The sequence below is a fragment of the Nodosilinea sp. LEGE 06152 genome, assembly GCF_015207525.1.
Classification (GTDB): domain Bacteria; phylum Cyanobacteriota; class Cyanobacteriia; order Phormidesmidales; family Phormidesmidaceae; genus Nodosilinea.
Genome location: NZ_JADEWR010000024.1, coordinates 80,588 through 106,979 on the forward strand (window position 1 = coordinate 80,588; position 26,392 = coordinate 106,979).

At 56.3% G+C, this 26,392-nt stretch carries 22 protein-coding genes and 1 rRNA gene; 6 read left to right on the forward strand and 17 right to left on the reverse strand.

Annotation, left to right across the window (positions count from 1 at the left end):
- Positions 1 to 16 precede the first annotated feature (16 nt).
- The 14 genes from rffA to ptsP form a co-directional block, all read right to left on the reverse strand.
- Entirely contained in the window at positions 17 to 1,195 is a 1,179-nt protein-coding gene (rffA, locus tag IQ265_RS24745) for a dTDP-4-amino-4,6-dideoxygalactose transaminase (protein WP_347405017.1), read from the reverse strand.
- Between the two features lie 670 nt (positions 1,196 to 1,865).
- Positions 1,866 to 2,531: a Na(+)/H(+) antiporter subunit B gene (locus IQ265_RS24750; RefSeq protein ID WP_194058559.1), complete on the reverse strand. Its 666-nt coding sequence runs from the start codon at positions 2,529 to 2,531 to the stop codon at positions 1,866 to 1,868.
- A complete protein-coding gene (locus tag IQ265_RS24755; RefSeq protein ID WP_194058607.1) occupies positions 2,528 to 3,118 on the reverse strand; it encodes a DUF4040 domain-containing protein in 591 nt (196 codons plus the stop codon). The genes IQ265_RS24750 and IQ265_RS24755 overlap by 4 nt, the downstream gene beginning before the upstream one ends.
- 4 nt (positions 3,119 to 3,122) lie before the next feature.
- Entirely contained in the window at positions 3,123 to 3,416 is a 294-nt protein-coding gene (locus IQ265_RS24760) for a monovalent cation/H(+) antiporter subunit G (protein WP_194058561.1), read from the reverse strand.
- Between the two features lie 40 nt (positions 3,417 to 3,456).
- Positions 3,457 to 3,714: a hypothetical protein gene (locus tag IQ265_RS24765; RefSeq protein ID WP_194058563.1), complete on the reverse strand. Its 258-nt coding sequence runs from the start codon at positions 3,712 to 3,714 to the stop codon at positions 3,457 to 3,459.
- The gene (locus IQ265_RS24770; RefSeq protein ID WP_194058565.1) at positions 3,711 to 4,100 is read right to left on the reverse strand and encodes a cation:proton antiporter; all 390 of its coding nucleotides are present in this window, start codon (positions 4,098 to 4,100) and stop codon (positions 3,711 to 3,713) included. The genes IQ265_RS24765 and IQ265_RS24770 overlap by 4 nt, the downstream gene beginning before the upstream one ends.
- Positions 4,097 to 5,530 carry a cation:proton antiporter gene (locus tag IQ265_RS24775; RefSeq protein WP_194058567.1) on the reverse strand — a complete coding sequence of 478 codons (1,434 nt, stop codon included), beginning with the start codon at positions 5,528 to 5,530 and terminating at the stop codon, positions 4,097 to 4,099. Before IQ265_RS24775 ends, IQ265_RS24770 begins: the two co-directional genes overlap by 4 nt.
- A 28-nt stretch (positions 5,531 to 5,558) precedes the next feature.
- On the reverse strand, positions 5,559 to 7,037 hold the full coding sequence (locus tag IQ265_RS24780) for a cation:proton antiporter (protein WP_194058569.1): 1,479 nt from the start codon (positions 7,035 to 7,037) through the stop codon (positions 5,559 to 5,561).
- Positions 7,034 to 7,369 carry a cation:proton antiporter subunit C gene (locus IQ265_RS24785; RefSeq protein WP_194058571.1) on the reverse strand — a complete coding sequence of 112 codons (336 nt, stop codon included), beginning with the start codon at positions 7,367 to 7,369 and terminating at the stop codon, positions 7,034 to 7,036. The genes IQ265_RS24780 and IQ265_RS24785 overlap by 4 nt, the downstream gene beginning before the upstream one ends.
- Before the next feature lie 325 nt (positions 7,370 to 7,694).
- Positions 7,695 to 9,116, reverse strand: coding sequence for a cation:proton antiporter (locus tag IQ265_RS24790; RefSeq protein ID WP_194058573.1), 1,422 nt, complete (start codon positions 9,114 to 9,116; stop codon positions 7,695 to 7,697).
- 235 nt (positions 9,117 to 9,351) lie between these two features.
- Positions 9,352 to 11,052, reverse strand: a complete 1,701-nt coding sequence (locus tag IQ265_RS24795; RefSeq protein WP_194058575.1) for a SulP family inorganic anion transporter — start codon at positions 11,050 to 11,052, stop codon at positions 9,352 to 9,354.
- Between the two features lie 363 nt (positions 11,053 to 11,415).
- Positions 11,416 to 13,233 carry a PTS fructose-like transporter subunit IIB gene (locus IQ265_RS24800; protein ID WP_194058577.1) on the reverse strand — a complete coding sequence of 606 codons (1,818 nt, stop codon included), beginning with the start codon at positions 13,231 to 13,233 and terminating at the stop codon, positions 11,416 to 11,418.
- 178 nt (positions 13,234 to 13,411) lie between these two features.
- Positions 13,412 to 14,368 (reverse strand): 1-phosphofructokinase, encoded by a 957-nt coding sequence (pfkB, locus tag IQ265_RS24805; RefSeq protein WP_194058579.1) that lies wholly within the window; start codon positions 14,366 to 14,368, stop codon positions 13,412 to 13,414.
- Positions 14,365 to 16,812, reverse strand: coding sequence for a phosphoenolpyruvate--protein phosphotransferase (gene ptsP, locus IQ265_RS24810; RefSeq protein ID WP_194058581.1), 2,448 nt, complete (start codon positions 16,810 to 16,812; stop codon positions 14,365 to 14,367). The genes pfkB and ptsP overlap by 4 nt, the downstream gene beginning before the upstream one ends.
- 478 nt (positions 16,813 to 17,290) lie before the next feature.
- On the opposite strand from ptsP, the gene IQ265_RS24815 reads away from it, so the two are divergent.
- The 5 genes from IQ265_RS24815 to IQ265_RS24835 all read left to right on the forward strand — a co-directional run bounded on the left by IQ265_RS24815 (position 17,291) and on the right by IQ265_RS24835 (position 22,673).
- Positions 17,291 to 18,466, forward strand: coding sequence for an ABC transporter ATP-binding protein (locus IQ265_RS24815; protein ID WP_194058583.1), 1,176 nt, complete (start codon positions 17,291 to 17,293; stop codon positions 18,464 to 18,466).
- Between the two features lie 71 nt (positions 18,467 to 18,537).
- Complete coding sequence (locus tag IQ265_RS24820) at positions 18,538 to 19,842, forward strand: extracellular solute-binding protein (protein WP_194058585.1); 1,305 nt, start codon at positions 18,538 to 18,540, stop codon at positions 19,840 to 19,842.
- Positions 19,843 to 19,953: 111 nt separating this feature from the next.
- Positions 19,954 to 20,808: an ABC transporter permease gene (locus IQ265_RS24825; protein ID WP_194058587.1), complete on the forward strand. Its 855-nt coding sequence runs from the start codon at positions 19,954 to 19,956 to the stop codon at positions 20,806 to 20,808.
- A 200-nt stretch (positions 20,809 to 21,008) separates the two neighbouring features.
- Positions 21,009 to 21,824: an ABC transporter permease gene (locus tag IQ265_RS24830; RefSeq protein ID WP_194058590.1), complete on the forward strand. Its 816-nt coding sequence runs from the start codon at positions 21,009 to 21,011 to the stop codon at positions 21,822 to 21,824.
- A gap of 174 nt (positions 21,825 to 21,998) precedes the next feature.
- Entirely contained in the window at positions 21,999 to 22,673 is a 675-nt protein-coding gene (locus tag IQ265_RS24835; RefSeq protein WP_194058592.1) for a bifunctional 4-hydroxy-2-oxoglutarate aldolase/2-dehydro-3-deoxy-phosphogluconate aldolase, read from the forward strand.
- Here IQ265_RS24835 and IQ265_RS24840 read toward each other — a convergent pair.
- Both IQ265_RS24840 and IQ265_RS24845 read right to left on the reverse strand, forming a co-directional pair.
- Entirely contained in the window at positions 22,670 to 23,023 is a 354-nt protein-coding gene (locus tag IQ265_RS24840; RefSeq protein WP_194058593.1) for a DUF565 domain-containing protein, read from the reverse strand. The two genes, IQ265_RS24835 and IQ265_RS24840, sit on opposite strands and share 4 nt — an antisense overlap.
- A 94-nt stretch (positions 23,024 to 23,117) precedes the next feature.
- Positions 23,118 to 25,283 carry a pentapeptide repeat-containing protein gene (locus IQ265_RS24845; protein WP_194058595.1) on the reverse strand — a complete coding sequence of 722 codons (2,166 nt, stop codon included), beginning with the start codon at positions 25,281 to 25,283 and terminating at the stop codon, positions 23,118 to 23,120.
- 266 nt (positions 25,284 to 25,549) lie between these two features.
- Here IQ265_RS24845 and IQ265_RS24850 point away from each other — a divergent pair, with 266 nt between their 5' ends.
- Positions 25,550 to 25,951, forward strand: a complete 402-nt coding sequence (locus IQ265_RS24850; protein ID WP_194058597.1) for a hypothetical protein — start codon at positions 25,550 to 25,552, stop codon at positions 25,949 to 25,951.
- A gap of 247 nt (positions 25,952 to 26,198) precedes the next feature.
- On the opposite strand, the gene rrf is transcribed toward IQ265_RS24850, so the two are convergent.
- A 5S ribosomal RNA gene (gene rrf, locus IQ265_RS24855) occupies positions 26,199 to 26,315 on the reverse strand.
- Positions 26,316 to 26,392 lie beyond the last annotated feature (77 nt).

Below are 26,392 nucleotides of genomic sequence, written 5' to 3' on the forward strand. Positions count from 1 at the left end.
CTGTGCTATTTACTACTTAGAGCAAGGATTCATGAATCAGGGAAATGATATAATCTGTTTCTTCAAAGGTCATATTGGCAAAAAGAGGTAAGCGAACAATGCGATCGCAGATATCTTCTGTAACATTTAGCTTGCCAGACGGCCGACCATATTTTTTTCCTGCCGGGGCGCTATGCAGAGGAACATAGTGGAAAGTTGCTTGCACACCAGAGCGCTTTAGATGGGCCAAAATCTGAGTGCGAGTTTCTAGGCTATCTACTAGAAGATAATAAATGTGTGCGTTATGTTGACATTGCTGAGGAATGATTGGACGTCGCACTCTTCCGTCTTTTTCAAGAGCTTCAAAGGCAAGGTGGTATCGATTCCAAACATCTTTTCGGTGCTGAGTAATGCTGTCAGCTTGCTGGAGTTGCGCCCATAAAAACGCAGCGAGAATATCGCTGGGCAGGTAGGAAGAACCTATATCAACCCAAGTATACTTATCAACGTCGCCTCGGAAAAATTGGCTTCGATTTGTACCTTTTTCCCAAATTATTTCTGCGCGCTCAATTAACAAAGGGTCATTAATGGCTAATGCACCACCTTCCCCTGAAACTATATTTTTTGTTCCGTGAAAGCTGAAGGCAGCCAGGTCACCATAGCTACCGATCGGTTGGTCATTATACCTGGAACATATGCCTTGGGCTGCATCCTCAACCACTCGCAGGCCATACTGAGTTGCGATCTCAGAAATTGGAGCCATCTCGCAGCTCACCCCTGCATAGTGAACCGGAGCAATTGCTTTGGTTCTGGTTGTAATGGCTGCTTTAATTTTGGCTTCGTCTAAGTTTAGGTTATCTGGTCGAACATCGACAAAAACAGGTACACCTCCCCTTAGAACCACAGCATTTGCTGTAGATACGAAAGTGTAAGACGGCATAATTACTTCATCACCGGGCTGAATATCAGCCAAAATAAAAGCCATCTCCAGGGCGGCTGTGCACGAATGTGTCAGTAGTACTTTTTTTGAGCCCAGCCGGTTTTGCAGCCACGTCTGGCACAGCTTTGTATATTTGCCATCGCCTATAATGCCGCCACTTGCTATTGCTTCCGTGACGTGAGCAAGCTCGTCTCCACTCGCACTAAACTTACTAAAAGGAATGTTCTTAATTTTTTGATCTTGAGGTAACAGAGTTGCTTTACGAAGTGAATTCACGAACGGCTCCTAGATTCGCTATGCGGCTTTAAACTATTTAAGTGCGCAAAAACATTCAAACTCACGATAAATCGAGACTTTGCAAGGCTTTCATGAATATTTTTGTCTAAAGGAAATAAATAGAAGATTCGATCTTGTTTGCGCCTGAAATTAGCTCAAATCGCCTCTCTTTTGTATCATGCCCTACTGAAGATTCCCCCTTATCGTGGGAGGCTAAAATGGTTAGTTTATTTACATTTCTACTGAGAAGATGAAAAGACTGTGAAGTCTAATTCATCCTTTCTAAGTTTTTCAGTTCTCATCAGCGCTAACCTACGTGGTGCAAAAACACCAGCTGGACTCCCTAGGAAAATGCGCTGATTTGGCTAACTCGCTAGGCGTAATTGGTTGGTAAATTGCTGAAGCTAGGGCAGACGCTAGGCCCGCAACTGGCTGAACTGTGGTCAAACCACCCTAGCTACGTGGCAGTTATGGCAAGCTTTCTTAGGCTTTGTGCATCAGTCGACACGCAAGTCTTAAAACACGGGTCAACGGTTTTGGTTTTCGCGCCCTTGGGTTCGTCAACCGTTCCAAAAGCAGTCAAAATTTGTACCGGCTAGCTGGAGCAGGCAGTGGGGCTAGGATGCGGGTTGAGTTTTGCTAACCTGGGTTCCCGCCCCAAATGCGCACCTTATAGTAGCCCCCGATAGCGGATAAACAACAGGGTTATCGCCCAAGACCCCAGCGCTACCTTGAGCGCCACCAGGATGTTTAGCAGCGGTATTACGCCACCGCTCAGCAATGTGCCAAATTGGCCAAGGGGTAACTCGGCCCCCACCAGGGTCAGCACCGCCAGCGCGATAAAAATTAGTACCGATACCTTTTCCCAGGCGGCGGCACGCCAGCGCTCGTAAATTGCCTGCATCCATTCGGGAGAGGCGGCGGTAATGGCGATCAGACCGATCGCAGTGCCGCCCGCTACCCCTGCCGCAAAGCCACCGCCAGGGCTGAGGTGGCCTCGAATTGCCAGCTCGATTCCCACTAACGCGGCGATCGTGGCTCCGAGTCGGGCCAGCACAATGGAGGGCTGATCGGTAAAGCTATAGAAGGGAACGGTGGGAGTTTCGTCGGCCAGCAGGTACTTGGCCCCCATAATGGCAATGGTAAATACCACGACCTCGAAAATGGTGTCGTAGAGGCGGTTGCGGAAAATGATTCCCGATACCGCATTGGGAATGCCGGTATCGGCGGCGATCGCATCTACCACCATCAGCTCAGCGTTCGCCGTCGTCGGGTCGGGCAGAATTAGCATTTTAAGAAAGAACAATAGCCCCGCCGTCAGGTAAACCCAAATCATAAATGCTCCTCCGTTAGAGCTGAGGAAAGGGGTAAGGGGTCGAGTTGATCGTCGCGGTATAGCTTGGCTTCTGCGATCGCCCCCGGCAACTCCGTCGCAAAAATATCCGCCAGTCGCCGCACCCGCACCAAAATGCGGGGAGCTACCTCCTCAGCGGTTTGTCCAGTCCTGTCCATTAGACAGATACCGTGCACCTCTTTGGCCGCCAAAGCCTGGTACAGAGCCTGGTCATCGGCGTAGGGCACTAGCTCTAGTCGCAGCTGGTAGCGTTTCAGCAGCGCGCGTAAATAGTCGAGCATTGGCTGCCACTGCAGGTTTTTCTTAGCGCCCTCGCCCTCTAGTACCCCCAGCCGCATCACCAGCGACGATCGCACCGCCACGACATAGAGGGTGATGGCCAACATCGTCCCCACCAGGGCTTCGGTCAGAGCTACATCGGCCCCGCCCAGCATGGCGTAGACCAGAGCTGCGATCGCTCCCAAAATGCCCCGCATTACGAGCGCCTGGTAGGGGTTGCGCTGAAGAATCACCATCGCCGCCGACAGCGGCAGCAGCAGCATAATCGCATAGACATAGCTGCTCATCATCGGGCTATCCGCCATGGCTCACCTCCTGTCCGCCGTCATCGGTAACGCAGTAGGCCAGCACGTAGCCCAGCACCGTATTCCAAATCGCTAGCGAGATCAGCGCCAGCACCAGCAGTGGCCACTCCTGCGGAATGCGCAGCAGCAGCCCCACCACGATCGTCATCGACCCCAGAGTATCGGCCACCGACAGCCCGTGCAGTTTGTAGAGCACCGATCGCCGACCCAGCAGGGGCCAGGTGCCCCAAAACCAGAACACCAGGCCGAGAACAATACAGCCGTAGCTGAGAATATTAACCATTATCCCTCCATTCCATCGGTTGGTTCTACCAGTCCCCTCATCAGTCCATCACGTCGCTCAGGCGCTTGATAATGTGGGCCAGCAGCATCAGGGCCGCATTGCCGACGCTGAGAATTAGCACCCCCACCACGCCAATCATCCAGTCATCCTGCAAGACGGCAATCACCAAAATCATCACCGAGGTCTTGGTGGCGATACTGGCAAAGGCCAGCATGCGCTGCCAAATATCCTCATCCTGAAGGGCCTCGATCATCGGTATTAGCAAGGCCCCAATCATTGCAATCAGCACCAGAGTCATGGGGTCTCCCTCCGCTGAATGTAGTGAACTTCGTACCAGCCCCGACTGTGGTAGCGCTGCACAATGGTCTTGGGCGTAAAGGTAATCAAAAAAATATCTAAAAAGATCAGACTGGGAGTGCGCCGAGGTTTAACCCGCTCTAAAACAACCGTTTCTTCGTGGTGCGGGCAAATCATAATTTCAAAAGCCTCTTTATAGGCCTGGGGAATGGCTACTACCACCTCTCCCAGGGTGCGCAGCCAGTCCTTGAGCAGGCCTAGATTTGTCACCCCTCGGGGCAGCAGCAGAGTCACGGCCACCCCAATCAAAATGTTGGCCCAGCTGAGGTCAGCAGTCAGTAAAAACCAGATGGTCAACCGCAAAATTATGTTTAAATATCCTGTCATGCCAGCACCATGCCAAACAAAACCATCAGCATCACACTCATCACCCCAATTAGATGTTCAAACTCCTCTAGTACCCGGGGCAGTTTCACCACCATCCGCTGAATAATGAGTAGATAGACCAGCCAGCCCAGGGCAATAATGGCCAGCGGCTTGGCGATATTGGCCAAACTGTAGGCGTCGTAGTAGGCCACATTGGCCACCACCAACCCCGCCAGCAGCAGCAGCACCGCCGGCCAAAACCCTCGCTTAACCAACTGCTCTTTGGCGGGGCCGTGGGGCAAGAAAATAAACTTAGCAAAGGAAATCGCGGTGCCCAGGGCGGCCATATTCATGGCGATTACCTGCCAGGGCAGCAAGTTTTTCATCGTCAACACTTTAGCTCCAAAACCCGACAGCAGCGGAAAGCCAGAAATCGAGAAGCTGGCAATCACCAGGGCAATCCAAATCGGGGTGTGAATGGGCTGATTGTGCAGTTCCTTAAAACTGCGGCTGGGTAACGCCCCTGCCGTTAAAAACAGAGCGGCTTTGACCAGGCCGTGGGTGAGGGCATAGAAACCACCCACCTCTGGGGCCGCCAGCACAAACCCCATCTGCGACACCGTGTGAAAGGCCAGCATGCGCTTGGTGTCTTTTTCAAACATGGCGTAGGCTACCCCCAGCAGAGCGGTGCCCGCCCCAAAAATGCGCACGATTGGGTCGAGTTCTTCAGACATAAGAGCAATGCGCACCAGGGGAAATACCCCCGCCTTTACCACCACCCCCGACATTAGGGCCGAAACTGGGGTTTCTGACTCAGAGTGGGTCAGGGGCAGCCACAGCCCCGAAATAAAAATGCCGCCCTTGGTCAGCAGGCCCACAAACAGCAGGGCTATAGCCTCTACCGGGGCACCCTCCAACGCCTCAAAGGAAAAGGACTGGTTGGTGAGATACACCAGCGCAGCCCCCATCAGGTAGAACAGCATGGCCGTATTGCTGACGAACAGGTAGCGCAGAGCCACCCACAGGCTGCGATCGCTGCGGGGGTAGGCAATCAGCAAAAATACCGCAATGCCAATCACCTCCAGCGCCACGTAGAGGCTAATCAAATCAGCACAGATAAACGCTGCATTGACGCTGCCATGGAGAATGATCGCTTGGGTATAGAAAAAAGTCGTTTTGCCGCTGTACCAGCAGTGGAGAATCACCGCTGCCGTCACCAGAGCATTAGTGAGAATAAAAAAGGCGCTGAGGTCGTCGGCCATTAGCGTGACGCCAAAGTTGTCGAGCAAATGCCAGCTCAGAGGAGCCGGCTGCTCAAACAGCACCATGGCAAAGGCCATCGACACCAGGGTGACGAGCAAAGCGAGAATGCGATCGCCCTGGGGCAGCAGATAAATGCTAAACCCGACAAAAAACGGAAGGGTCAGCCACACCATCATCACGGTCGTCATGATGGGTACCTCCGATAGCTGTAGAACCTCATACCACCCATGACCACGTGATCCAAAACAACGTCACCAGCACCAAACTCATGCCCCCAACCAGGTGGTCAAACCGTTCCATAGACCGAGGCAGAGCCAGACTCACCCGCTGGATCACCAGCCCGTGAATTAGACAGCCCAGCGCAATAATGGTCAGGGCCTTGACTACATTGCCAGGGGCATAGGCGTCGAGGTAGCCGAGGTTGGCCATCAGCAATGCCCCCAGCAGCAGCAGCAGCGCCAGCCAAAGGCCAGGCTGGGCTGCCCAACGGTCGGCCTTTGGGGTAGGGCGATGGGGCAAAAAGACAAATTTGGCGTAGAGAATAGCTGTGCCAACGGCGGCACCATTGAGCACCGCCACCTGCCAGGGCAGACCTTGCTTGAGGGTGAGCATTTTGGCGCTAAACCCCGCCAAGAATGGAAACCCTGAAATAGACAGACTGCCCAAGGCCAGCGGCACCCAGTAAGCGGTGTCGATGGGCTGCTGCCTCAGCACGGCCAGGTTGCGGCTGGGCAGTTTGCCCACCACCAAAAACAGCGCCGCCTTGCCCAGCCCGTGGGCCAGGGCATAGAACCCCGCCGCTTCAGGAATTGCCAGCACCCAGCCCACCTGGGACAAGGTACTACAGGCTAAAACTCGTTTGGTATCGGTTTCGACCAGGGCGTAGAGCACCCCCAGCACCGCCGCCGCCACGCCAAACAGCCGCACCGCCGGGTCCAGGGTTTCGACCATCAGGGCAAACCGCACCAGGGGAAAAACTCCCGCCTTCACCACCACCCCCGACAGTAAGGCCGAGACCGGGCTTTCGGCCTCGGAGTGGGTTTGGGGCAGCCACAGGCCCGAGACAAAAATGCCGCCTTTGGCCAACAGGCCCAAAAAGATCAGCGCTTGGGCTTCCGCCGAGGCTCCGCGCAACCCCGTAAAAGCAAAGGACTGGTGGGTCTGGTAGACCAGCACCGCCCCAATCAGGTAAAACAGCATGGCGGTGTTGCTGATAAACAGGTAGCGCAGGGCGACCCAAAGACTGCGGTTGGTGCTCGGATAGGCAATCAGCAAAAACGCCGCAATCCCAATTACTTCTAGGGCCACGTAGAGGCTGATCAAATCGGCGCAGATGAACACCGCATTGATGCTGCCGTGGAGAATGATGACCTGGGTGTAGAAAAATTTGGCCTTGTCCGTGCCCCAGCAGTAGAGAATGACCGCCGCCATCACCAGGGCATTGGTGAGAATGAAAAAGGCGCTCAAGTTATCCGCTAGCAGCGAAACCCCAAAGCTATCCAGCAGGGACAGGGACAGGGGAGCGGGTTGGACAAACAGCGTTGTGGCAAAGGCCAGGGATAGCAGCGTCACCCCCAGCGCTAAAACTCGGCAATCAATAACTGACCTTGACCGGCGATCGCCCTGGGGCAGCAGGTACAGACTAAAGGCCACCAAAAACGGCAGCGCAATCCAAAGTACAGTCCAGAGGGTCATGGCCGGTACTCCTCCTCAATGGCGCGGGTTTCCAGAGTTGGGTTGTCGCGGGCCAGCTTCATCACTGCCACCAGCATCAGCGCCTGAATCGAAAAGCCAATCACAATCGCCGTCAAAATCACCGCCTGGGGCACTGGATCGGCGTAGGCTATCGAGGGCGCTCCGCTGAGAATAGGCGTGTAAGTACCACCCCTAGCCGCCACCAGCACAAACAGGGCAATTACTCCGGTACTCATCACATCCATGGCGATAATTTTCATCACCAAATTTTCCTTCAGCAAAATGCCAAAGAAACCTAAAAGGATAGTGGCGTAAACACAGGCGTAGAGCATTTTGAGTGGATGAGTAGATGGGTGGATGGGTAGGCGGGTAAATGGGGATGAAAGGCCCGTTTGCAGAGCAGAGGTTTAAACCGATGATCGGTCGATCCTTTCCGGGAGGTGAAGGACGACGGAGCGCCCTTCTCGTAGGCCGGAGGAGGTGCGGAGCTGGGGGTCTGGGGCCAGCGAAATGGCCCCAGCAGCAGATCTGGCTATTGCCCCCAACTGTGCGCCGCTAAACCAACTGCAGAATCAATCAAACCGTGGTGGGCAGTGCCCACCCTACAGCAACTGCGATCGCTAGCTCAAAACGGGGATCTCCTTTCCCAGAAACCGCTTAAGAAGCCACATCAGCCGGTTCAGGTGCAGCGGCCTCCGCGATCGCCTCTGCTTCACTACCCTTAAACGCAATCCGCAAAAACGGTGGAGCCAGAAATGTGGTGGCAATCACCATGATGATAATGGCCGCCTCCAGGGGCTTAGTCAGCACCCCGCTAGCCGAGCCAATGCCCGCAAACACTAGCCCTACCTCACCGCGCGGCACCATACCAATGCCAATCGCCAAACGATTCAGCGGCTGACCAAACGCGGTCCACCCAGTTATAACCTTGCCAACAATGGCCACCGCCAGCAAAAATACCGCAATCACCAGCCCTTCTCGGTTGGCGGCCACCGCCGGGTTTAGTACGCCTAAATCGGCCTTAGCCCCCACCGTAACAAAGAAAATTGGCACCAGAATGTCGGCAATGGGCATAACCTGGCGGTCGAGCTCTTTGCGCTTGTCGGTTTCATCTAGCACCAGACCCGCCGCAAACGCTCCCAAAATTGCCTCAAGGTGAATCACGTTGGCTAAAAAGGCCATCAAAAACGCAAAGGTAATCGCTGGAATCACTAGATTGCCGCGAGTTTGCAGTCGGTCTGCGATCGCCACAAACGACGTATTAAAAAACTTGCCTAAGAAAATTGCCCCCAGCAAAAACCCCGTGGCGCTGATAATCAGGTACACCACATTCATCACATCCACTTCGCCGGTCTTAGCCAAGCTGGCCACCACCGCCAGCACGATAATGCCCAGCACGTCGTCAATTACCGCCGCGCCAACAATAATCTGACCTTCCGCCGACTTCAGCTGGCCAATCTCCGACAGCACCTTTGAGGTAATACCAATGCTAGTGGCCGTCAGCGCCGCCCCCGCAAAAATTGCTGGAATCGTCGGCACACTGAACAGCAGCATTAGCCCTGCGGTACCCAGGGCAAAGGGGGCCGCTACGCCTACCACCGCCACGATCGCCGCCTGGTAGCCCACCTTCTGCAGCTCCCGCAGGTCAGACTCCAGACCAATCTCAAACAGCAGAATGATCACCCCCAGTTCCGCCAGCACCGAGATCACCTCGCTCTGGCTGCGGAATACCTCGGTCACCATTTCGGGGGTGAGCCCACCGAGCCACTGCAACAGCCCCATTAGCTGCGAGTCTGCGGCCACCGACCCCGTCTCCGGAAACACAATCAGGTGCAGGGCCGACACACCGACCACCACCCCGGCAACCAGTTCTCCTAAGACCGGCGGCAAATCGAGCAGCTTAGACAACTCGCCCCCCAATTTGCTAGCTACATAAATCACCACCAGGCTCAACAGCACCCCAGCTAACACCATTGGCCCCATATCCGCCTCGGGGGTGGCCGCTAGCAACGGCGCAACTAAAGGAGAGTCTGGCCACGGTAGCCAGGAAAGTGCAGAAACAGCGTTAGAAATTAGCATTGATACCTCCTAATTACAGTCCAGATTTTAGGAACGAGCCCCTGGGGCCTTCAAAATAATCTCTAGCCCCAGGCAAAACTCATTGAGTCAGCGCCAGGGAAACACCAGCGGATAGTGCTTCAGCGCCAAGCCGTCAAACCTAACAAGCAGACTTCGTATACAACAGCCTCTATGAGAGGAGGGCCACAGCCTGGCTGCTAACCCGTTAAGCTGTCTATACCGAATCCTTACGCTCTTACAGCGCTGCCGTCCCAGGCTCAACGGCAATGCGAGGGGGCTCCACGCCATCCCGTGCCGCCAGCAATCGCAAAGCCGATTTGAGCGCTGCGGTGCGGTTTTCCAGCAGGTGCTCAGGCGGCACAAACCGGAGCGTGCCCAGCTTTTCGAGCCGCTTTAGGGTTTTGCCCCGCGCCCCAGACAAAAATACGGGCCGACCGGCATCGCTAGCGTCCTGAATGGCATTTTCTAGGGCCAGGGCAGCGGTCACACCCAGGTGGGGGACATCCTGTAAATCCACAATTAGAATGTCGTGGGCATCCATAGCCGTATGCTCTTGGGAAATCGCCCGCGCTACCCCAAAGATCATGGGGCCGCTGAGGTGAAACATCAGCACTCGGCCATTGGCCTGATCCATCAGTGCTTTGTCTTCAGCACTCATCGGCACATCTTCATCAAAGTCGGTGATGGCCTTCACCTGGTCAGACTGAAGCTTGCTGAGGCGATCGATTGTGAGAATATTGGCAATAAACACACCAACCCCAACCGCCACAATCAGGTCGACAAACACCGTCAAAGACATGACGCCGTACATGATGGCGGTACCTTTCCAGGACACCTGGTGGGCCCGCTTCAAAAAGCTCCAGTCGAGAATGTCGAAACCAACTTTGACCGCAATCCCTGCTAGCACCGCCAGCGGAATTGTTCTAGTTAAGGGCGCGGCCCACAGCACCACCACCAGCAAAATACCCGCCCTCACCAGGCCCGACAGAGCGGTTTTGCCTCCGGCCTGAATATTGACTACGGTACCCATGGTGGCTCCAGCCCCCGGCATACCGCCAAACAAACCCGACATCATGTTGCCAATACCCTGGCCAATCAGTTCCTTGTTGGCATCACTCTGGGTACGGGTAATGCTGTCAGCAATCATCGCCGTCAGCAGGGCATCAATGCAGCCGAGCATCCCCAAGACCAGACCATCCACCAGCATGACCCGCAGCTGATCGGCACTGAACACGGGCAACTGCAAGCTTGGCAACCCGGTGGGAATTTCGCCAATCAGCCGTAGTTCAGCACCGGAAAACACCGTTAGAGCTAGCAGGGTACCGGCTACCAACACCAGCAGTTGAGGCGGCACCCAGCGGCTAAACCGCTTTGGCATGAGAAACAGCACAGCCAGGGCAAAGACACCCAAGGCCACCTCCGCCGGGTCGAGGGTGCTTACCATCTGGGGCAGGTTGGTGAGGGTACCGACTACCCCGCCCTTGGGCGTGGCGTGGCCCAAAAATGGCCCCAGCTGCAAAATGATCAGAATTACCCCAATGCCCGACATGAAGCCCGAGATTACCGGGTAGGGCATCAGCGTGACGTAACGACCGAGCTTGAGAAATCCAAAAATAATCTGGAACAGACCCGCTAGCATGACCACGGTAAAGGCCATGGCCAGACCGTTTTCGGGGTCTGAGGCAACCAGTTGAGCAATAACGGCGGTAAATACCACCGTCATTGGCCCCGTAGGTTCTGAAATCAGCGTCGGCGTGCCCCCAAACAGCGCCGCAAAGAATCCAACAATGACTGCCCCATAGAGACCAGAGGCCGCTCCAGCCCCTGAGGCTACACCAAAGGCCAGGGCCATTGGCAGGGCAATTACTGCAGCGGTGACGCCCCCAAAGACGTCACCGCGCACATTGCGGAAGTTAATACGATTTGTGATGCCCATCGCCAGCACCTACGCTCCTTTATTGAGTTGTGTAAATGAAAAAAGCTTTGACATCGATAAAAGTCTATGGAAAAACTGTATCACTTCTGCTTTAGAAAACCCAACGGGTGGGTAATTGGTTTTTCTAATCAGATAGACAAGGATCCTTTAGAGCTTTGGTACAGCCATCGCCAGAACGGTTAGGACATGACTCATATCCCCTAAAGCGGTGGCTATACGCCGTGGAGGTGTCTCAGTTTTTGCCAATGGAAGAGGCCAACGTCCTAAGCGCGATGGCCATCGCTATAGCTACAGCGAGAGCCAGGGAGTAGATGGATGATTCATCTCTTCCCTGGCTCTCGCTATGGTTATGAATATGAGCGATTAAGCGGCTGCGATCGCCTTTTTCCTTGGAAACCAGTGCTTGAGCTGCACGGTAGCCAGAGCGGTGACCAGGGTGCCCGCTGCGATCGCCACAATATAGAGCCCCGCATTCTCAACCGCATTCGGTATGGCCAGCACAAACACGCCGCCGTGGGGAGCCCGCAGGGTGCAGCCAAAAGCCATCGACAGTGCCCCGGTCACCGCCGATCCAGCAATACAGGCAGGGATAATCCGCAAGGGGTCGTTGGCCGCAAAGGGAATTGCCCCCTCAGTAATAAAGGAGATACCCAGCACCGAGGCCACTTTCCCCGCCTCCTGCTCTGCCTGGTTAAAGTGTTTCTTAGAAATAAACGTGGCTAGGGCCAGACCCAGGGGTGGAGTCATGCCCGCCGCCATCACCGCCGCCATCGGCGCGTAGAGGTTGGTGGCCAGCAGCCCCACTGCAAAGGTGTAGGCCGCTTTGTTCACCGGGCCGCCCATATCTACCGCCATCATTGCGCCCAAGATTAGGCCCAGCAGCACGGCATTGGTGCCGCTTAATCCTTCTAGATAGGTGGTCATGCCCTCCATAATGAACCGCACCGGGCCGCCAAAGACGTAGACCAGCAGCAGACCGACAATCAGCGTGGCCAACAGCGGAATCACCAGCACGGGCTTAAGGCCCTCAAAGTTGGCGGGCAGGTTGACCTTGTCGCGCACAAACTTGGCGACATAGCCCGCCAAGAAGCCGGACAAAATACCACCTAGAAAGCCCATACCCAAATTCGCCGCCAGCATACCGCCAATTAGGCCGGGGGCAATGCCGGGGCGATCGGCAATGGAAAAGGCAATAAAGCCCGACAGCACCGGCACAATCAGCGCAAAGGCCGCGCCGCCGCCGATCTGCATCAGCGCGTCGCCAAAGGTGCCTGCCTCGGGGTTAATGCCAAACACAAACGAGAGCGCAATGATCAAGCCGCCCGCTACAATCACCGGCAGCATGTAGCTCACCCCGGTCAGCAGGTGATTGTAGGGGCCAGAGCGACTTTCAGAGCGCTCGGCCTTGGCCTGATTGACCTCGTCCACATAGCTGCCCGTGCCGCCCTTGCCGCCGCCAACCACAGGCGCATCCATCGCCGCCGTCACCACGTTTGCCCCATTGTGAATGGCGGCCTTAGTCGAGGTTTCGTACAGCCGTTTGCCGCCAAAGCGGGACAGGTCGACGTGGGTGTCGGCGGCAATAATCACCGCCTCGGCGCGGGCGATTTCGTTATCAGTGAGGGCATTTTGTGACCCAACGGAACCTTGGGTTTCGACCTTGATGTCGTGACCCAGTTTCAGGGCTCCCTGCTTTAGGGCTTCGGCAGCCATGAAAGTGTGGGCAATGCCTGTGGGGCAGGAGGTAATGCCCACAAAGAATTTACTGGCCGGGGTGGATGGAGGGGTGGGTACAGCCTCGTCGCTAGCGACATCCCCTGGTAGCGGGTCGTGGGGGTGGGGCGTGGTCTTGATCGCCCCCAAGCGTGGCCCATAGCCCACCAGCGCCACGGCGCTCTGGATCACCATTTCGGTATTGCGAATGGCCTCGCTGGTGGAAACGGCATAGACGGGTTTGCCAGCGAAGCGATCGCGCTCCACCGCCCCGTCGGCCCCCACGATCACCACATCGGCCTGCTCAATGTCATTGGGGCTGAGGGCGGTGACCACAGCGCCCAAACTCTGGGCCTCGGTCACAATCTCGTGGCCCATTGCCTGGGCGGTGCGCTTGAGAGCCTCTGCCGCCATCTGGGTATGGGCCTCGCCAGCGATGCTGGCGGTAACGGCAACAATTTTTGTCATAGTCTGCTTTGGGTAGAAGGGTAAAGGGGTAGATGGGTAAGGGGTGATGGAGTTGTAGGGTGGGCACTGCCCACCTTAGGCCTTCGGCAAAAACACGTCATTTAAGTCAGTGAGACTGCCCTGCGCTTGAGGGGATGGTGGGCACTGCCAACCCTACGGGAGCAAGAAATTGGGAGGATCATCTCACCTCCTGCACGGTCACCAGTTTTCGCATCGCCTGAATCTTCTCCATAGGCGGCAGTCGGGGGCCGATTTCGCCCAGTGCCCCCATCGAAAACGCCGTAGCCAGGGTGGCGCAGTCTCGCAGCGACTGGCCGCTGACTAGCCCTGCCACCGTGCCCGCCACCATCGCATCGCCAGCCCCCACAGTGCTTTTGATGTCAACGGAGGGCGGCTGAGCATGGAAGGCCTGGGTACGATCGACGAATAGTGCCCCCTCACCCCCCATCGACACCACCACGTAGGGAATGCCGGAGCTAATCAGCTCGCGGGCGGCGGCGACAACCTCACCGTGACCAGACAGGCGGGTATTCAGCACCTCCTCTAGCTCGGCCTGGTTGGGTTTAATCAGGTCGGGCTTGGCGGGCAGGCCAAAGCGTAGGGCGTCGCCGCTGGTGTCGAGCACCACGGTTTTGCCCTGGGCCTTGAGCGGGCCAATCAGCTCGTCGTAGATGTCGGTGGACAGGCCCGCTGGCACACTGCCCGAAAACACAAACCAGTCGCACTGCTCGGCCAGGGCGTGGACGGCCTGCTTGAGCGTCGCCACATCCCCATGGGTCGGCGCTTGGCCGGGGTAGTTGATGTCGGTCACCTGACCCTGGGCATCATCGACAATTTTGATGTTGATGCGGGTGTCGCCGGGCAGGTACACAACGTGGTCGTCAATGCCCTTTTGATGAAACAGCGTCTTGAATAGGGCGTCATTCTCTCGGCCCAAAAAGCCGCTAACGCTGACCCTGTGGCCTGCCTCTGCCAAAAAGGAGGCCACATTCACGCCCTTGCCCCCGGCGTCATCCTGTTTCCAGGCCACCCGGTTTACCGCATCGGCCTTGAAGTTAGGAATCGAGACCGTCTGGTCGATCGCCGGGTTCAGCGTCACCGTAGCGATCCGGTGGTTCCTGAGGGGATGGGTCATAGCGCCCTCACCTCCTCGGCGGTGCGACAGGCCAAAGCCTTCTGCGCCAGCCGCTTCATCTGCTTCATCGACGCCCCCCGCAGCCGCGCCTTGACCTTCGGAATGCTGGGGATATCCATGCTCAGCTCTTTCACCCCCAGCCCGGCGAGAATCATTGCGCCCTGGGCATCGCCCGCCAGCCCGCCGCAGACGCCGACCCACTTGCCAGAGAGCTTGGCCCCCTGCACGGTTTGGGCGATCGCCCGCAGCACGGCGGGGTGCAGGGCATCGGCCTGCTTGGCCAGAGTGGGGTGACCCCGATCCATCGCCAAGAGGTACTGGGTGAGGTCGTTGGTGCCCACCGAGAAGAAGTCAACTTCCTGGGCAAACTCCGCCGCCATCAGTACAGCGCTGGGCACCTCGACCATCATGCCGATTTCCACCGGTGGCCCATCGATCGCCGATCGCACCGACTCCAGCACCGTCTTGGCGGCGCGAATGTCTTCCAGCGTGGCAATCATGGGGAACATGACGCGGATGTAGCCGCCGCCCGCCGCCCGCAAGATCGCTCGCAGCTGAGTTTCAAAGAGATCGGTGCGCTCCAGGCACAGCCGCACACCGCGAATGCCAAGGAAGGGGTTTTCTTCGGCGGGCTGGTTCAGGTAGGGCACGTGCTTGTCGCCGCCAATATCCAGCGTACGGACGATCAGCGGCAGACCGTTGAGCGCCTGGGTCATGGTTTGCAGCGCGTCATACTGCTCGTCTTCGCTGGGGGGCGTGCTGCGGTTGAGAAAGAGAAATTCGGTCCGCACCAGGCCAACCCCTTCGGCCCCAGCATTCATTGCCTGGGCGGCTTCCGCTGGCCCGCCGATGTTGGCGACCACTTCGATGCGGTGGCCGTCGGTGGTGATAGCGGGCTGGAACCGGGTCTGCTGCTCCACATCGCGAAGCTGGGCGCGATCCGACTGGGCCTGCTTGGCCTTCGCCAGATCCGCCTCAGTCGGGTTGGCGTAGAGCTGGCCCTTGTCGCCATCGAGAATGGCCGTCGATCCCTCCGGTAAATCCAGAATCGCTAAGCCAGCCCCGGCGATAGCAGGGATGTTGAGCGATCGCGCAATGATCGCTGTGTGGCTGGTCGCCCCGCCCGCCGCCGTGCAGAACCCCTGAATCTTCTCCGGATCCAGCCCGGCAGTATCCGAAGGCGTCAGGTCGTCGGCAATCAAAATCACAGGATGACTTGGCAGAGCTGCCCCCGCGTCACTCCCACCTACTAGCCGCGCCAGCACCCGCTGCCCCACGTCGCGCACGTCCGCCGCCCGACCCGACAGCACCGGATCAGCCAGCGCCTCCAGTTCCTCGGCCTTGGCTTCGATCACCTGCTGCCAGGCCCAGGGCGCACTGTGGTTGGGCGGAATTTGGTTCAGCGCCTCCTGCTGTAGCTCAGGGTCGGCCAAAAACTCGCGGTGGGCTTGAAAGATCGCGGCCTTGCCCTTGCCCGATCGCTCCTTAATAGTGGTGTATAGGTCGGTGAGATCCATGTCGGCGAGGGCGATCGCATCCCTCAGCCGATCCTGCTCGGCGGCTGGGTCACTGGCGGTTTCGGCAAACTCCAGCTTGGTGCGGTGGAAGCGGTGCAGAGGCGCGATCGCCAGCCCGGGTGAGGCGGCCACCCCAGACAGCGCGGGACTTTCCAACTCCAGCGCCGGGAGTTCTAGCACCGCAGTTCCCACTTCTTCCTCTTCCTCTAGTCCGTCCTCTACCGCCTGCTGGAGCGCACTCAGCGCCTGAGTGGCATCACTCCCTTTAGCCAGCACCCGCACCACGCCATCGCGCTCAACCCCCAGCTTCAGCAGCGACATCAGGCTTTTGCCGTTGGCCACCTGGTCGCCGTAGCGCACCCGCACCTCGGCGCTAAAGGATTTCGCCAGATCCGCAAACACCGTCGCGGGCCGAGCATGGAGCCCCGTGGGTGCGTCAATGGTGACATCGACAAATTGGTCAAAGCCTTCGGTATCCAGCCCTTTGCTGCTGGGAGATGACTTACCGGTGAGGCGATCGCAGATCACCTGAGCATCGTCTGTCTCCACCAGCGCTTGAACAGCGGCAGGATCATCCAGCACATGGGTCAGGTTGGTGAGAATCTGCAAGTGCTCGTCAGACTTAGCCGCAATGCCCACCACTAGCCGCACTACCTCACCAGGGCTCCACTCCACCCCAGCCGGAATTTGCAGCACCGCAATGCCCGTAGTCACAATTAGATCTCGCTTCGCGGGCTGACCGTGGGGAATGGCGATGCTGTTGCCTAGATAGGTATTGGCCTGGGTCTCACGGGCCAGCATGCTATCGACGTAGCCCGGCTGAATGCGACCGTTGGCCACCAGCAGTTCTCCCACCTGGCGAATGGCGTCTTCTTTGCTACGGGCCGTAGTCTTCAGCCGTACATCCTCCGGCGTTAGATTAATCATTTAAATCTCTCTCTTTGGAGTATCTCGTAGCCCATCTGTGAAGAAATTCAAGCGAGCTGACTAAGCAAATTTAAGCCCACAAAAATCGCCTAAAATTTCGCCGCTCTAGGCTAAGAATCATTACCTGTGGGGCGTTTCCCAATGCCTTAATTGTTCAAGACCAAAGGCGACCTGGGAAAGCTTTGTTATATTTCCTTAGACATTGCCTAAAGATTTGTATCGCCTCAGCACCAGCTCGTTAGGGTTCACAAAAATCAGGTGGCCTTGGCCCTATAATTTGGCCACAAACCTTTCTATAGAGACATGACATGGCATCAAAATACCCTTCGTCCCGCTGCCCTCCTGCGAAAACTGTATCTCTGCATACAGTACACATCCCGAGAGAACTCTATAAGTGGGGCTGACTAACCGGTGAGGTGAGATTGGCTCTTATTCAGCTGTTTTTCCGCTCAACACGGCTCTAAATCACGGCTCTACTATGCAAGATATTCAGATTGAACCTGTGCTTACCGTTGAGGCTGTGCCTGAGGAGCTTCAGGCAGAAGCAAAGGGTGTTTCCCTGCGGGATGTAACAAAGAAATACGGCTCATTTGCAGCGGTTCAAAACATCACCCTCGATATTCCGGCTGGGTCATACACCTGTTTGCTCGGCCCCAGCGGCTGCGGCAAAACCACCACCATGCGCATGATTGCAGGCCACGAAGACATCTCTGAGGGCGATATCTACATTGGTGATACGCGCATTAACGGCATTCCCGCCACCCAGCGCAACACGGCGATGATGTTTCAAAACTACGCACTGTTCCCGCACAAAACCGTGTGGGAGAACGTCGATTTTGGACTCAAAATGCGCGGCATGACCAAGGGCGATCGCCACCATCGAGTGGGTGAAATGCTAGAGGTGGTCGGATTGAGTGGGTTTAGCGATCGCAAGCCCGCCCAGCTCAGCGGTGGTCAGCAGCAGCGGGTCGCCCTCGCCCGCGCCCTAGTCACCCGCCCTCAGGTGCTCATGCTCGACGAACCCCTCAGCGCCCTCGACGAATCCCTGCGGGTCAAAACGCGCGGCGAGCTGCGTAAGCTCCAGCGCCAGTTCGGCATGACCTTTATCCAAGTCACCCACAACCAAGACGAAGCCTACTCCCTCTCCGACCAAATTGTGGTCATGGATCACGGTCGAGTCGATCAGGTCGGTACCCCCGCCGAAATCTTTTCCAAGCCCCTGTCAAAGTTTGTGGCCCGCTTTACCGGCGATAACAACATCTTTGTGGGCACCGTCACCAGCGCTGTGCAAGACACCCAAGGGCAGCTCATTCAAATGGACGTGCCCGCCCTCGGCACCCTGCTTTGCCTGGGCGACTACGCCCAGGTCGGTACTGAGGCCGCCTGCTGCATTCGCGCCGACCTGATGCAGATCAAATCCCTCACCGAGGCCGAAACCTCGGTCTGCGGCCCCGCCACCAACCGGGTTACCGCTCGCATTACTGCGATCGAGTTCACTGGCTACGTCACCCGCGTCTCGCTGGTGCTTGAGGGCAGCGGCGTGGAGGTTCTCTACAAAGCCCGCACCCCCGACTGGCTCACTACCTCGTTTCAGGAGGGTCAAACGGTGGTGCTCGACTGGGCCGCCGCCGACTGCGTTTTTCTGCCCCACTAAGCCCATCGGGTCAACCTAGCGTTCTCCTCCACACTCTCTACAATCCTTCGTCGTTCATTGAACTGTTAACTATGGCTAAGTTTTCTCGTCGCCACATCATCCGCACCGGCCTTGCCGCTGGGGCATTTCTCACCGCCACCCGCTGCGCCGCCCCCTCTGGCACCCCTAACAATCCTGCTCCCGGCCCCCAGGTCAACACCAACCAAACCAAAGACGTTACCCTGCGGCTGATTGGCACCGGCGTTTCGCAGATCAACGACATTCGCGACAAGGCTCAGGAAGATCTGGGCTTTAAGTTTGACATGCGAGCCCTCAGCACCGAGGAAAACAACCAGATCGCCATCACCCAGCCCGGCCAGTACGACATCTTCGACGGCGAATACTTCAGTCTGCCGCTGGTGGTACCCTCCGGCAACCTCCAGCCCATCGACACTAAGCGCATCACCAACTACGACCAAATCGTCTCCTTCTTTAGAACCGGCGAGTTTAAGGGCATGCCGGTTGAAGAATCCCAGGGTACCGCCCCCTTCCGAGTGCAGTACCTCACCGGCCCCGACTCTAAAGAATTTTCGACTACCCCTACCGACTACGCCACCCTCATTCCCTTCCAGTACAACGCCGACACCCTGGGCTACCGCCCCGACTTGGTGGGCCGCACCATTGAAAGCTGGGGTGAACTGTTCAACTCCGAATTTAGGGGCAAAACCTCCATCCTCGACATCCCCCAGATCGGCATTATGGATGCAGCCATGGTTGCCGAGGCGCTGGGGCTAATGACCTTTGCCGACAAGGGCAACATGACCCGCGCCGAAATCGACCAGATCATCGAAATCCTCAAAGAGCAAAAGAGAAGCGGCCAGTTCCGCGCCTTTTGGAAGACGTTCGACGAGTCGGTCAATTTGATGAACTCTGGAGAGGTGGTGCTGCAATCGATGTGGTCTCCAGCGGTAACTGCCGTACAGTCCCAGGGCACTGAGTGCATCTACGCCCCCCTCAAAGAGGGCTACCGGGGCTGGGGCGGTGGCATTGGCCTCTCCAAAAACCTGCAGGGGGTCCAGCTCGACGCCGCCTACGAATACATCAACTGGATGCTCGACGGCTGGGTAGGTGCATTCCTCGGTCGCCAGGGCTACTACAGTGCTGCTCCCGAAACCGCCCGCAAGTTTATGTCCGCCGCCGAGTGGGATTTCTGGTACGAAGGCAAGCCCGCGGCCGAAGATATGGTCGATCCCTTTGGCAAAACCTTGGCCAAGGCCGGTGTCACCCGCGACGGCGGCTCCTTCGACGAGCGCTTCGGCAACATCGTCTGCTGGAACTCCACCATGGAAGAAAATACCTACTTGGTGCAGAAGTGGAACGAGTTCATCGCCTCGTAGCAAGAGAGAGGAGGGGATAGGCGAGATAGAAAAGCGTTGATCTCCCCTATCCCCTCTAGCTCCTCTACCGCTCTAATCCTCCCCACCACCCTCATCCCTATCACCCTCCCCATGTCTGAAACCTGGAAAACGCTCAAGCCCTACGCGCTAATTACGCCCCAGACATTGGTATTTCTAATGTTTTTGGTATTTCCCATTCTTATGATTGGGGTGGTAAGTTTCTGGGAATTCAATGGGTACTCAATGACCCCAGCCTTTACCCTTGACAACTATCGAGGAGTTTTGACCGCTGTTACGTTTAATACGTACCTGAACACGTTTAAGTTTTTGGGCCTGACATGGCTGGCAACGCTGCTAATTGGGTACCCGGTAGCCTACTTTCTCTCCTTTCATGTGCCAAAGCTAGAATGGCAAATTCTGCTGTTTTTAGTCTGCACCATCCCCTTCTGGACCTCGAACATCATTCGCATGATCTCGTGGGTGCCACTGCTGGGACGAGGAGGACTGGTGAACCAGATGCTATTGGGCACTGGGGTTATTCAGCAGCCGCTAGAGTTTTTGCTTTACTCCGACTTTGCGGTGGTGCTGGGCATGGTGCACCTCTACATCATTTTTATGATCGCGCCCATTTTCAATAGCCTAATGCGCATCGATCGCTCATTGATCACCGCTGCTGAAGACTTGGGCGCATCTGGGTTTCAAATCTTCAAAGAAGTCATTTTACCGCTGTCGGCACCGGGCATTGCCATTGGTTCAATTTTCATTGTTACTCTGATTATGGGCGAATTTGTGACGGTGCGCCTGATGGGGGGCGGCCAGTCGGCCTCGGTGGGCAAGTTAATTCAAACCCAGATTGGCAGTTTGCAGTACCCTCTGGCGGCCGCAAATGCGATCGTGCTGCTGGCTGTGACGATGCTAATTATCGTTTCCATTCTGCGCGTGCTGGATATTCGTAAAGAGCTTTAGGTAAAAGTAGGTTTTCATCTGTTGAGTAGAGATCTCCCCCAATTTCTTGTAGCTAAAGGTTGACTGTCTACCCCCTTAATAGAAGCCCCTTAATAAAAGCGTAGAGGGGAGCCTTGCAGATATTTTCTATACAGAAAAACTAAATCTCAGCGCCCTGTAGGGTGGGCACTGCCCACCATTTCACCTATCAAAAATCACCCATGAAAAAGCGGTCTCTTTCCTTCTATTTATTGCTGGCCTTCTTCTGTTTATTCGTGCTGTTTCTCTACGGCCCGATGATTACTATTTTTATGCTGTCGCTCCAGGGGCCAGATGGCGGGCTGACCTTCCCCATGCGGGGCCTGAGCTTTTACTGGCTGGGTCAAGTGTTTCAGGAGCAGCGGGTGGGCAATTTTATTGAGCCATTTTTGCGATCGCTCCTCCTCGGCGTTGCCGTTATGGCGATCACTATTGCCGCCTCGGTGCTGGCCAGTATGGGCTTTCGCCAGCGGTTTAGGGGTTCTACGGTAATTTTCTACATGACCATTGCCAGCCTGATTGTGCCCAGCATTTTAGTATCTTTAGGCATTGGGGTAGTGTTTCAGGTAATGGGCTGGCCCACTAATTGGTTTACATCGGGTCTGGGAGCGCACCTGACCTGGACTCTGCCGATCGCATTCCTGATCATGCTGGGCATCTTCAACCGCTTTAACCCCTCCTACGAAGAGGCCGCCCGCGACCTCGGAGCCACTGACTCAAAGACCTTCTGGGAAATCGTCATGCCCCTAATTGCGCCAAGTTTGCTGGGGGTCGGTCTGCTGACCTTTACCCTCTCCTACGACGAGTTTACCCGCACCTCGCTAGTCTCGGGCCAGCGCAATACCCTGCCGCTGGAAATCTTCGGCATGACCACGAACGTTACCTCTCCAGCCCTCTACGCCCTGGGGACTTTAACGACAGTCTTCTCGGCCTCGCTGATTTTAATTGCCTTCTTTGCCTACAACGCGGTGGTTAAGCGCCAGCGCGGCCAGGTGTAAGGGATGTTAGATTTCGAATTGGCAATTCTAGCCATGATTTGGAAGATTGCCTAAGAGGCTTCCTTTCGGTGAGAGTTACGAACTCTCGCAACTAACCTTCCAAAATCTCGCCAGATCGGTTAAAAATCATGCTCCGATCGCCCTATGTTTTAGCCTGCCGACTAGGATGAGTCCATGGAAAGAGACTCATTTTTAGCCCAGCTGCGGCAGCATCGGGCGATCGCTGTTATCCGCGCCGACGATGTCAACTTAGGCTTACATCTAGCCCAGGCTGCCGCAGCAGGCGGTATCCGCCTCATTGAAATTACCTGGAACAGCGTTCAGCCCCAGCAACTGGTGAGCATTCTTAGGCAGCAGTTGACTCACTGCACCGTTGGTATCGGCACGGCCCTATCGGTAGCTGATCTCAGGCAAGCGGCGGCGGCTGGGGCGCAGTTTTGTTTTTGCCCCCATACCGATGCAAACCTGATCGAGACCGCCCACGCGCTGCAAATGCCCATCGTGCCTGGGGCCCTTACTCCTAATGAGATTGTGGCCGCCTGGCAGGCCGGAGCTACTGCCGTTAAGGTTTTTCCGGTGAACGCTGTGGGGGGTGCTAGCTACATTCGCAGCCTGCAAGGGCCGCTGGCCCACATTCCCCTGGTGCCTACAGGCGGCATCACTGTAGAAAATGCGACGGATATGGTCAGGGCTGGGGCGATCGCCGTTGGCCTCTCCACAGGACTGTTTCCCCAAGCGATGGTCGTTGATCGCAACTGGGCTGCTATTGAAGCTCTAGCCGCCAGACTAGTGAGGCAGTTGCCAACGACACAAGCCCTAGCGCTAGACGCGATCGCCGTGCCGTCTTAGCTCCCCAACTTGAAGGCTTCAAGGCACAGGGCATAGATAGCGCCAATTTTGAAACTGTTAATGCAGTCGAGCCAGAGTGGCTTAGGCACCTTTCTAAGTAAATCTGGATCGCGCCAGCGGCGACTGTACACTAGCCAGCTCATCAATTCTGCCCCCAACACCAAAAACGCCGATACCGCCGTATCTTGTACCGCCGCCTGACCTGCGATCGCCGATAGCGACACCGCAAAAAAGTAGCCCAACAGCAAACTAATCAGTACCAGAGACACCCGTCGCCAGGGGTTAACCAGCCATAGGCTCAGCTGGTCACCCAAATCGTCAATCAAAGTACTTAAACGGGTGCGCTGCATGGGTTACCCCCTCAAAATCCAAGCCTCAGACTTTAAACGTCGTGCTAGTTCTGCGGTCCTACCGCCAACGATCGCATTCAGCTAGCCTGAACAGTCAGCGCCGACAGGCAGGATGAATCCCCCCCTGGCTACATACATAATCCAGCTGATCAGCCTGCAGGTTAATCGCTTTAGAAAAGTCTACCCTGGCCAGGGCGCTGCCGGTATCGGGTTCGGCGACCGCAGTGACAAAGCTATCTCCAGACATCTGTGCAGAGGGAGAAAACTGCGCCCCAGCAAAATTTACCCCCGCTAGGTTAGCCCCGCTTAGCACAGCGCCCTCCAGATTAGCCCCCTCTAAATTAGCCTGACTTAGGTTGGCCTCGCTCAAGTCAGCCCCTTGCAACCGGCTGTAGCTTAGGTTAGTTCGCCTCAAGTTAGCCGCCCTCAGATCAGCCTCGCTCAGGTTAGCCTCACTCAAATCGGCTTCAGTCAAATCGGCCTCGGTTAGCTTGGCCGACCTCAAGGTAGCCTGGCGCAGACGGGCCTCGAGCAGACTAGCCTGACTGAGGTCAGCATCGGTAAAATCAGCTCCTACCAAGCCCGCACCATCAAAAATTCCGCTGCGAATATCAGCCGCAATAAACCAAGCGCTGCTAGCATTCGCTCCCGAAAAATCGGCGTAGGGAGCAACAGAATTGCTCAAGTTAGCCCGCAGCAGGCTGGTACTACGAAAAATGACGTGCCGTAGCTGAGCCGCCACCAAACTAACCTCAGTTAGATCTGAGCCACTAAAATCAGTAATCCAATCGTCGAAGGTATCTCTGCGACCATCAGCACCGGGGTCAAAGAACTTGGCCTTGCGAAATCGCGCCCCCGACAGCACCGCATTACGCCACACCACACCGGCCAGGTTTTGCTGCTCTAGCACCAGGGTAAACGCATCAGGGCTTTCAATGATGTAGCCCAAGTTGGTGCCGCTCAAATCAACCTGGTTCAGGTCGCCGTTGTGCAGCACCAAAATTTTAGCCAGGGTGCGCTTTACAGTACGCTGCCTGAGCTGAGGAATAAGCTGCTGATCCAGCGGCAAAGCCAGCAGGTCATTGGCCAACGCTAAGTTTAATCGCTGAAGCGAGGGAATAGCCGGAGGGCCAAGGGTGACCAGTGCCTGCTGTAGGGTGTCGAGCAATCGGGGGTCTTCGGTTTGGGCCAGCATATCCACGAGCAGCGGCACAGCGCGGGGGTCTTCGGTGCTGGCTAAAGCCAGGGCGGCCGCCTGACGATCGCCAAACGATGTTGCATTCCGGCTCAAGTTTTCTACCAAAGCTAAAAACAGCGCATCTTTGTTACCACTAGCCGCAGGCAAACGCCGATCAAGCCACAACGCCCCCACCCCTGCTAGAATCACAACCCCAGCCAGTACACCACCAATCACCGGCAGGTGTTGCCGCCAGCCCTTCGGCCCTAGCACCTGAGCCGAAGCCTCAGGGGAGAGCACAATCGCCCTGAGTCCCCCGTACTCTTCCGTAGTCAATCCCAACAAAGGCCCCGATGGCAGCGCTAAAACTTCAGCATCGCGGCTACCGCCGCCGTCTAGATTAGGGCTGTGGCGCATCGGCAACACCCCGCCCCGTAGCATCACCACACGGGTGCCGGCGAGGCGATCATACCAGGCCCGGTGAGAATGCCCATGMCCCCAAATGGCCGTCCCAACCCCCCCAACTAAAGCTAGCCCTGCCAACCACGGCAAACTGGGAAAGGCCCCACTGGCGAGCCAAATTCCGTAGGCCCCAGCAGTGGGAACACCCCAGCGTCCTGCTTCGCGCACTATAGCGGCTCGCATACCCGGTACAGAGCCCTCAATCGTCACTAACTGCAGCCCCATACAGGCCTTAGGCAGAGTTTTGCCCCGCCTAGCCAGGCTGTAGATCTGGCTACTGGCAACCGCTATCGGCAGCACCAGGGCACTGAACCACAAAACATTGGTTAGAGGCGGCACCTCAGTAACCAATCGCTGACGGGGTAAGCCCAATGGTCGAGCGATCGCATTTTGCAGCGCAACTACGCCTGAGTTCAACGGCACCGTTTCTGCTACCGGGCGCGATCGCACCGCCTCTCCCAAACTCCAGGGTAATGCTACGCTGCCTACCAATAAGCCAAGCTCTAATCCCCAAGCCGCGAGCCTTCGCCAAGCCAAACTACGCGATATCCGCAATCGCCCTGGCACCCGATCAGCAGATACCTGAGCCGAAATCGGCTGAGAGTGAGAGGTCTGCGCCATGAAAAACCTAAAACAATCCAGACTCTAAAAAATTTTGGAAGCAACCCGGCAGCCACCGCCCGGCAAACTGGCCCTAGTTTCTCAGAATAGTTGCCCTTCATCATAGCGAAGAGGTCTCATTTCGGCGGATATTAGCCCTCAGCATTTCAACTGATTGAGAAAAACTCAGGCACCCTAAAATCTGGCACATCTACTGTCACACCTTCCTGTATCCCCAGATACTATAGGTACATATCGAAAACGCTCCTAAAGAAGGAGGACACGCCATGAAGTCTCTGCTCAAGTTCTTTGCTCTGCCCGCCGCTGCCTTAGCCCTGGGCGCTGGTGTGGCCTCCGCCCAACCCGTTGCCCAAACCCCCCTCAGTCAGCCGGTGCAAGCCAGCGGCTCTATCAATCCCAGCCGCCCCTCTAACTGTGGCGTTTTGGGTGATAGTGCAGTTCAGGTTTTGCAGGTTACCCAAGCCTTTGCCGCCGTTGATATTTCTGTAAACGGCACCAACGGCCTCACCCTGCTTATTCAAGGCAGCAATGGTTTCAGCGAATGTCATACCGGCGGTGGCGGCACCATCAACGCACCGGGGCTGCTAAACCAGGGCACCTACTCCTTCTTCGTTGGCAACAATAGCCAAACCCCCACAAGCTACAACTTAACCATCCGCGAAAACTAAACTACCAACTAGCGTTACAAGCTGACTGCCTTAATCGACTTAAGGCAGTCAGCTTACTTTCTATCGATTCAAGTTGGTTAATGTTAGTAAAACAAGCATCTTGCTCGTGCAGACAGGGTCTCTCCTACAGGTCTTTACAATTCGGATGGGATTGCTATAGCAACAAATAAAATCAAGCGCTTATGTTTAGCCAACACAAAGCAAAGCAGCGCCACATGATAATCGTGTGGCGCTGCTTTGAATAGGGACCTGGCATCGAGCTATTTTGACGAGGGGCAACCCCCTCACTATCTTCGCCGCAGCTGCGTTTCACRTCTGAGTTCGGGATGGGTCAGAGTGGGTCCACAGCGCCAAAGACACCAGGAAAGCTTTCATTGCTGAATACTGTGTTGGAGTTCCTTGAAGAACTGAACGTGAGAGAAATGGGGCTGTGCACACAGC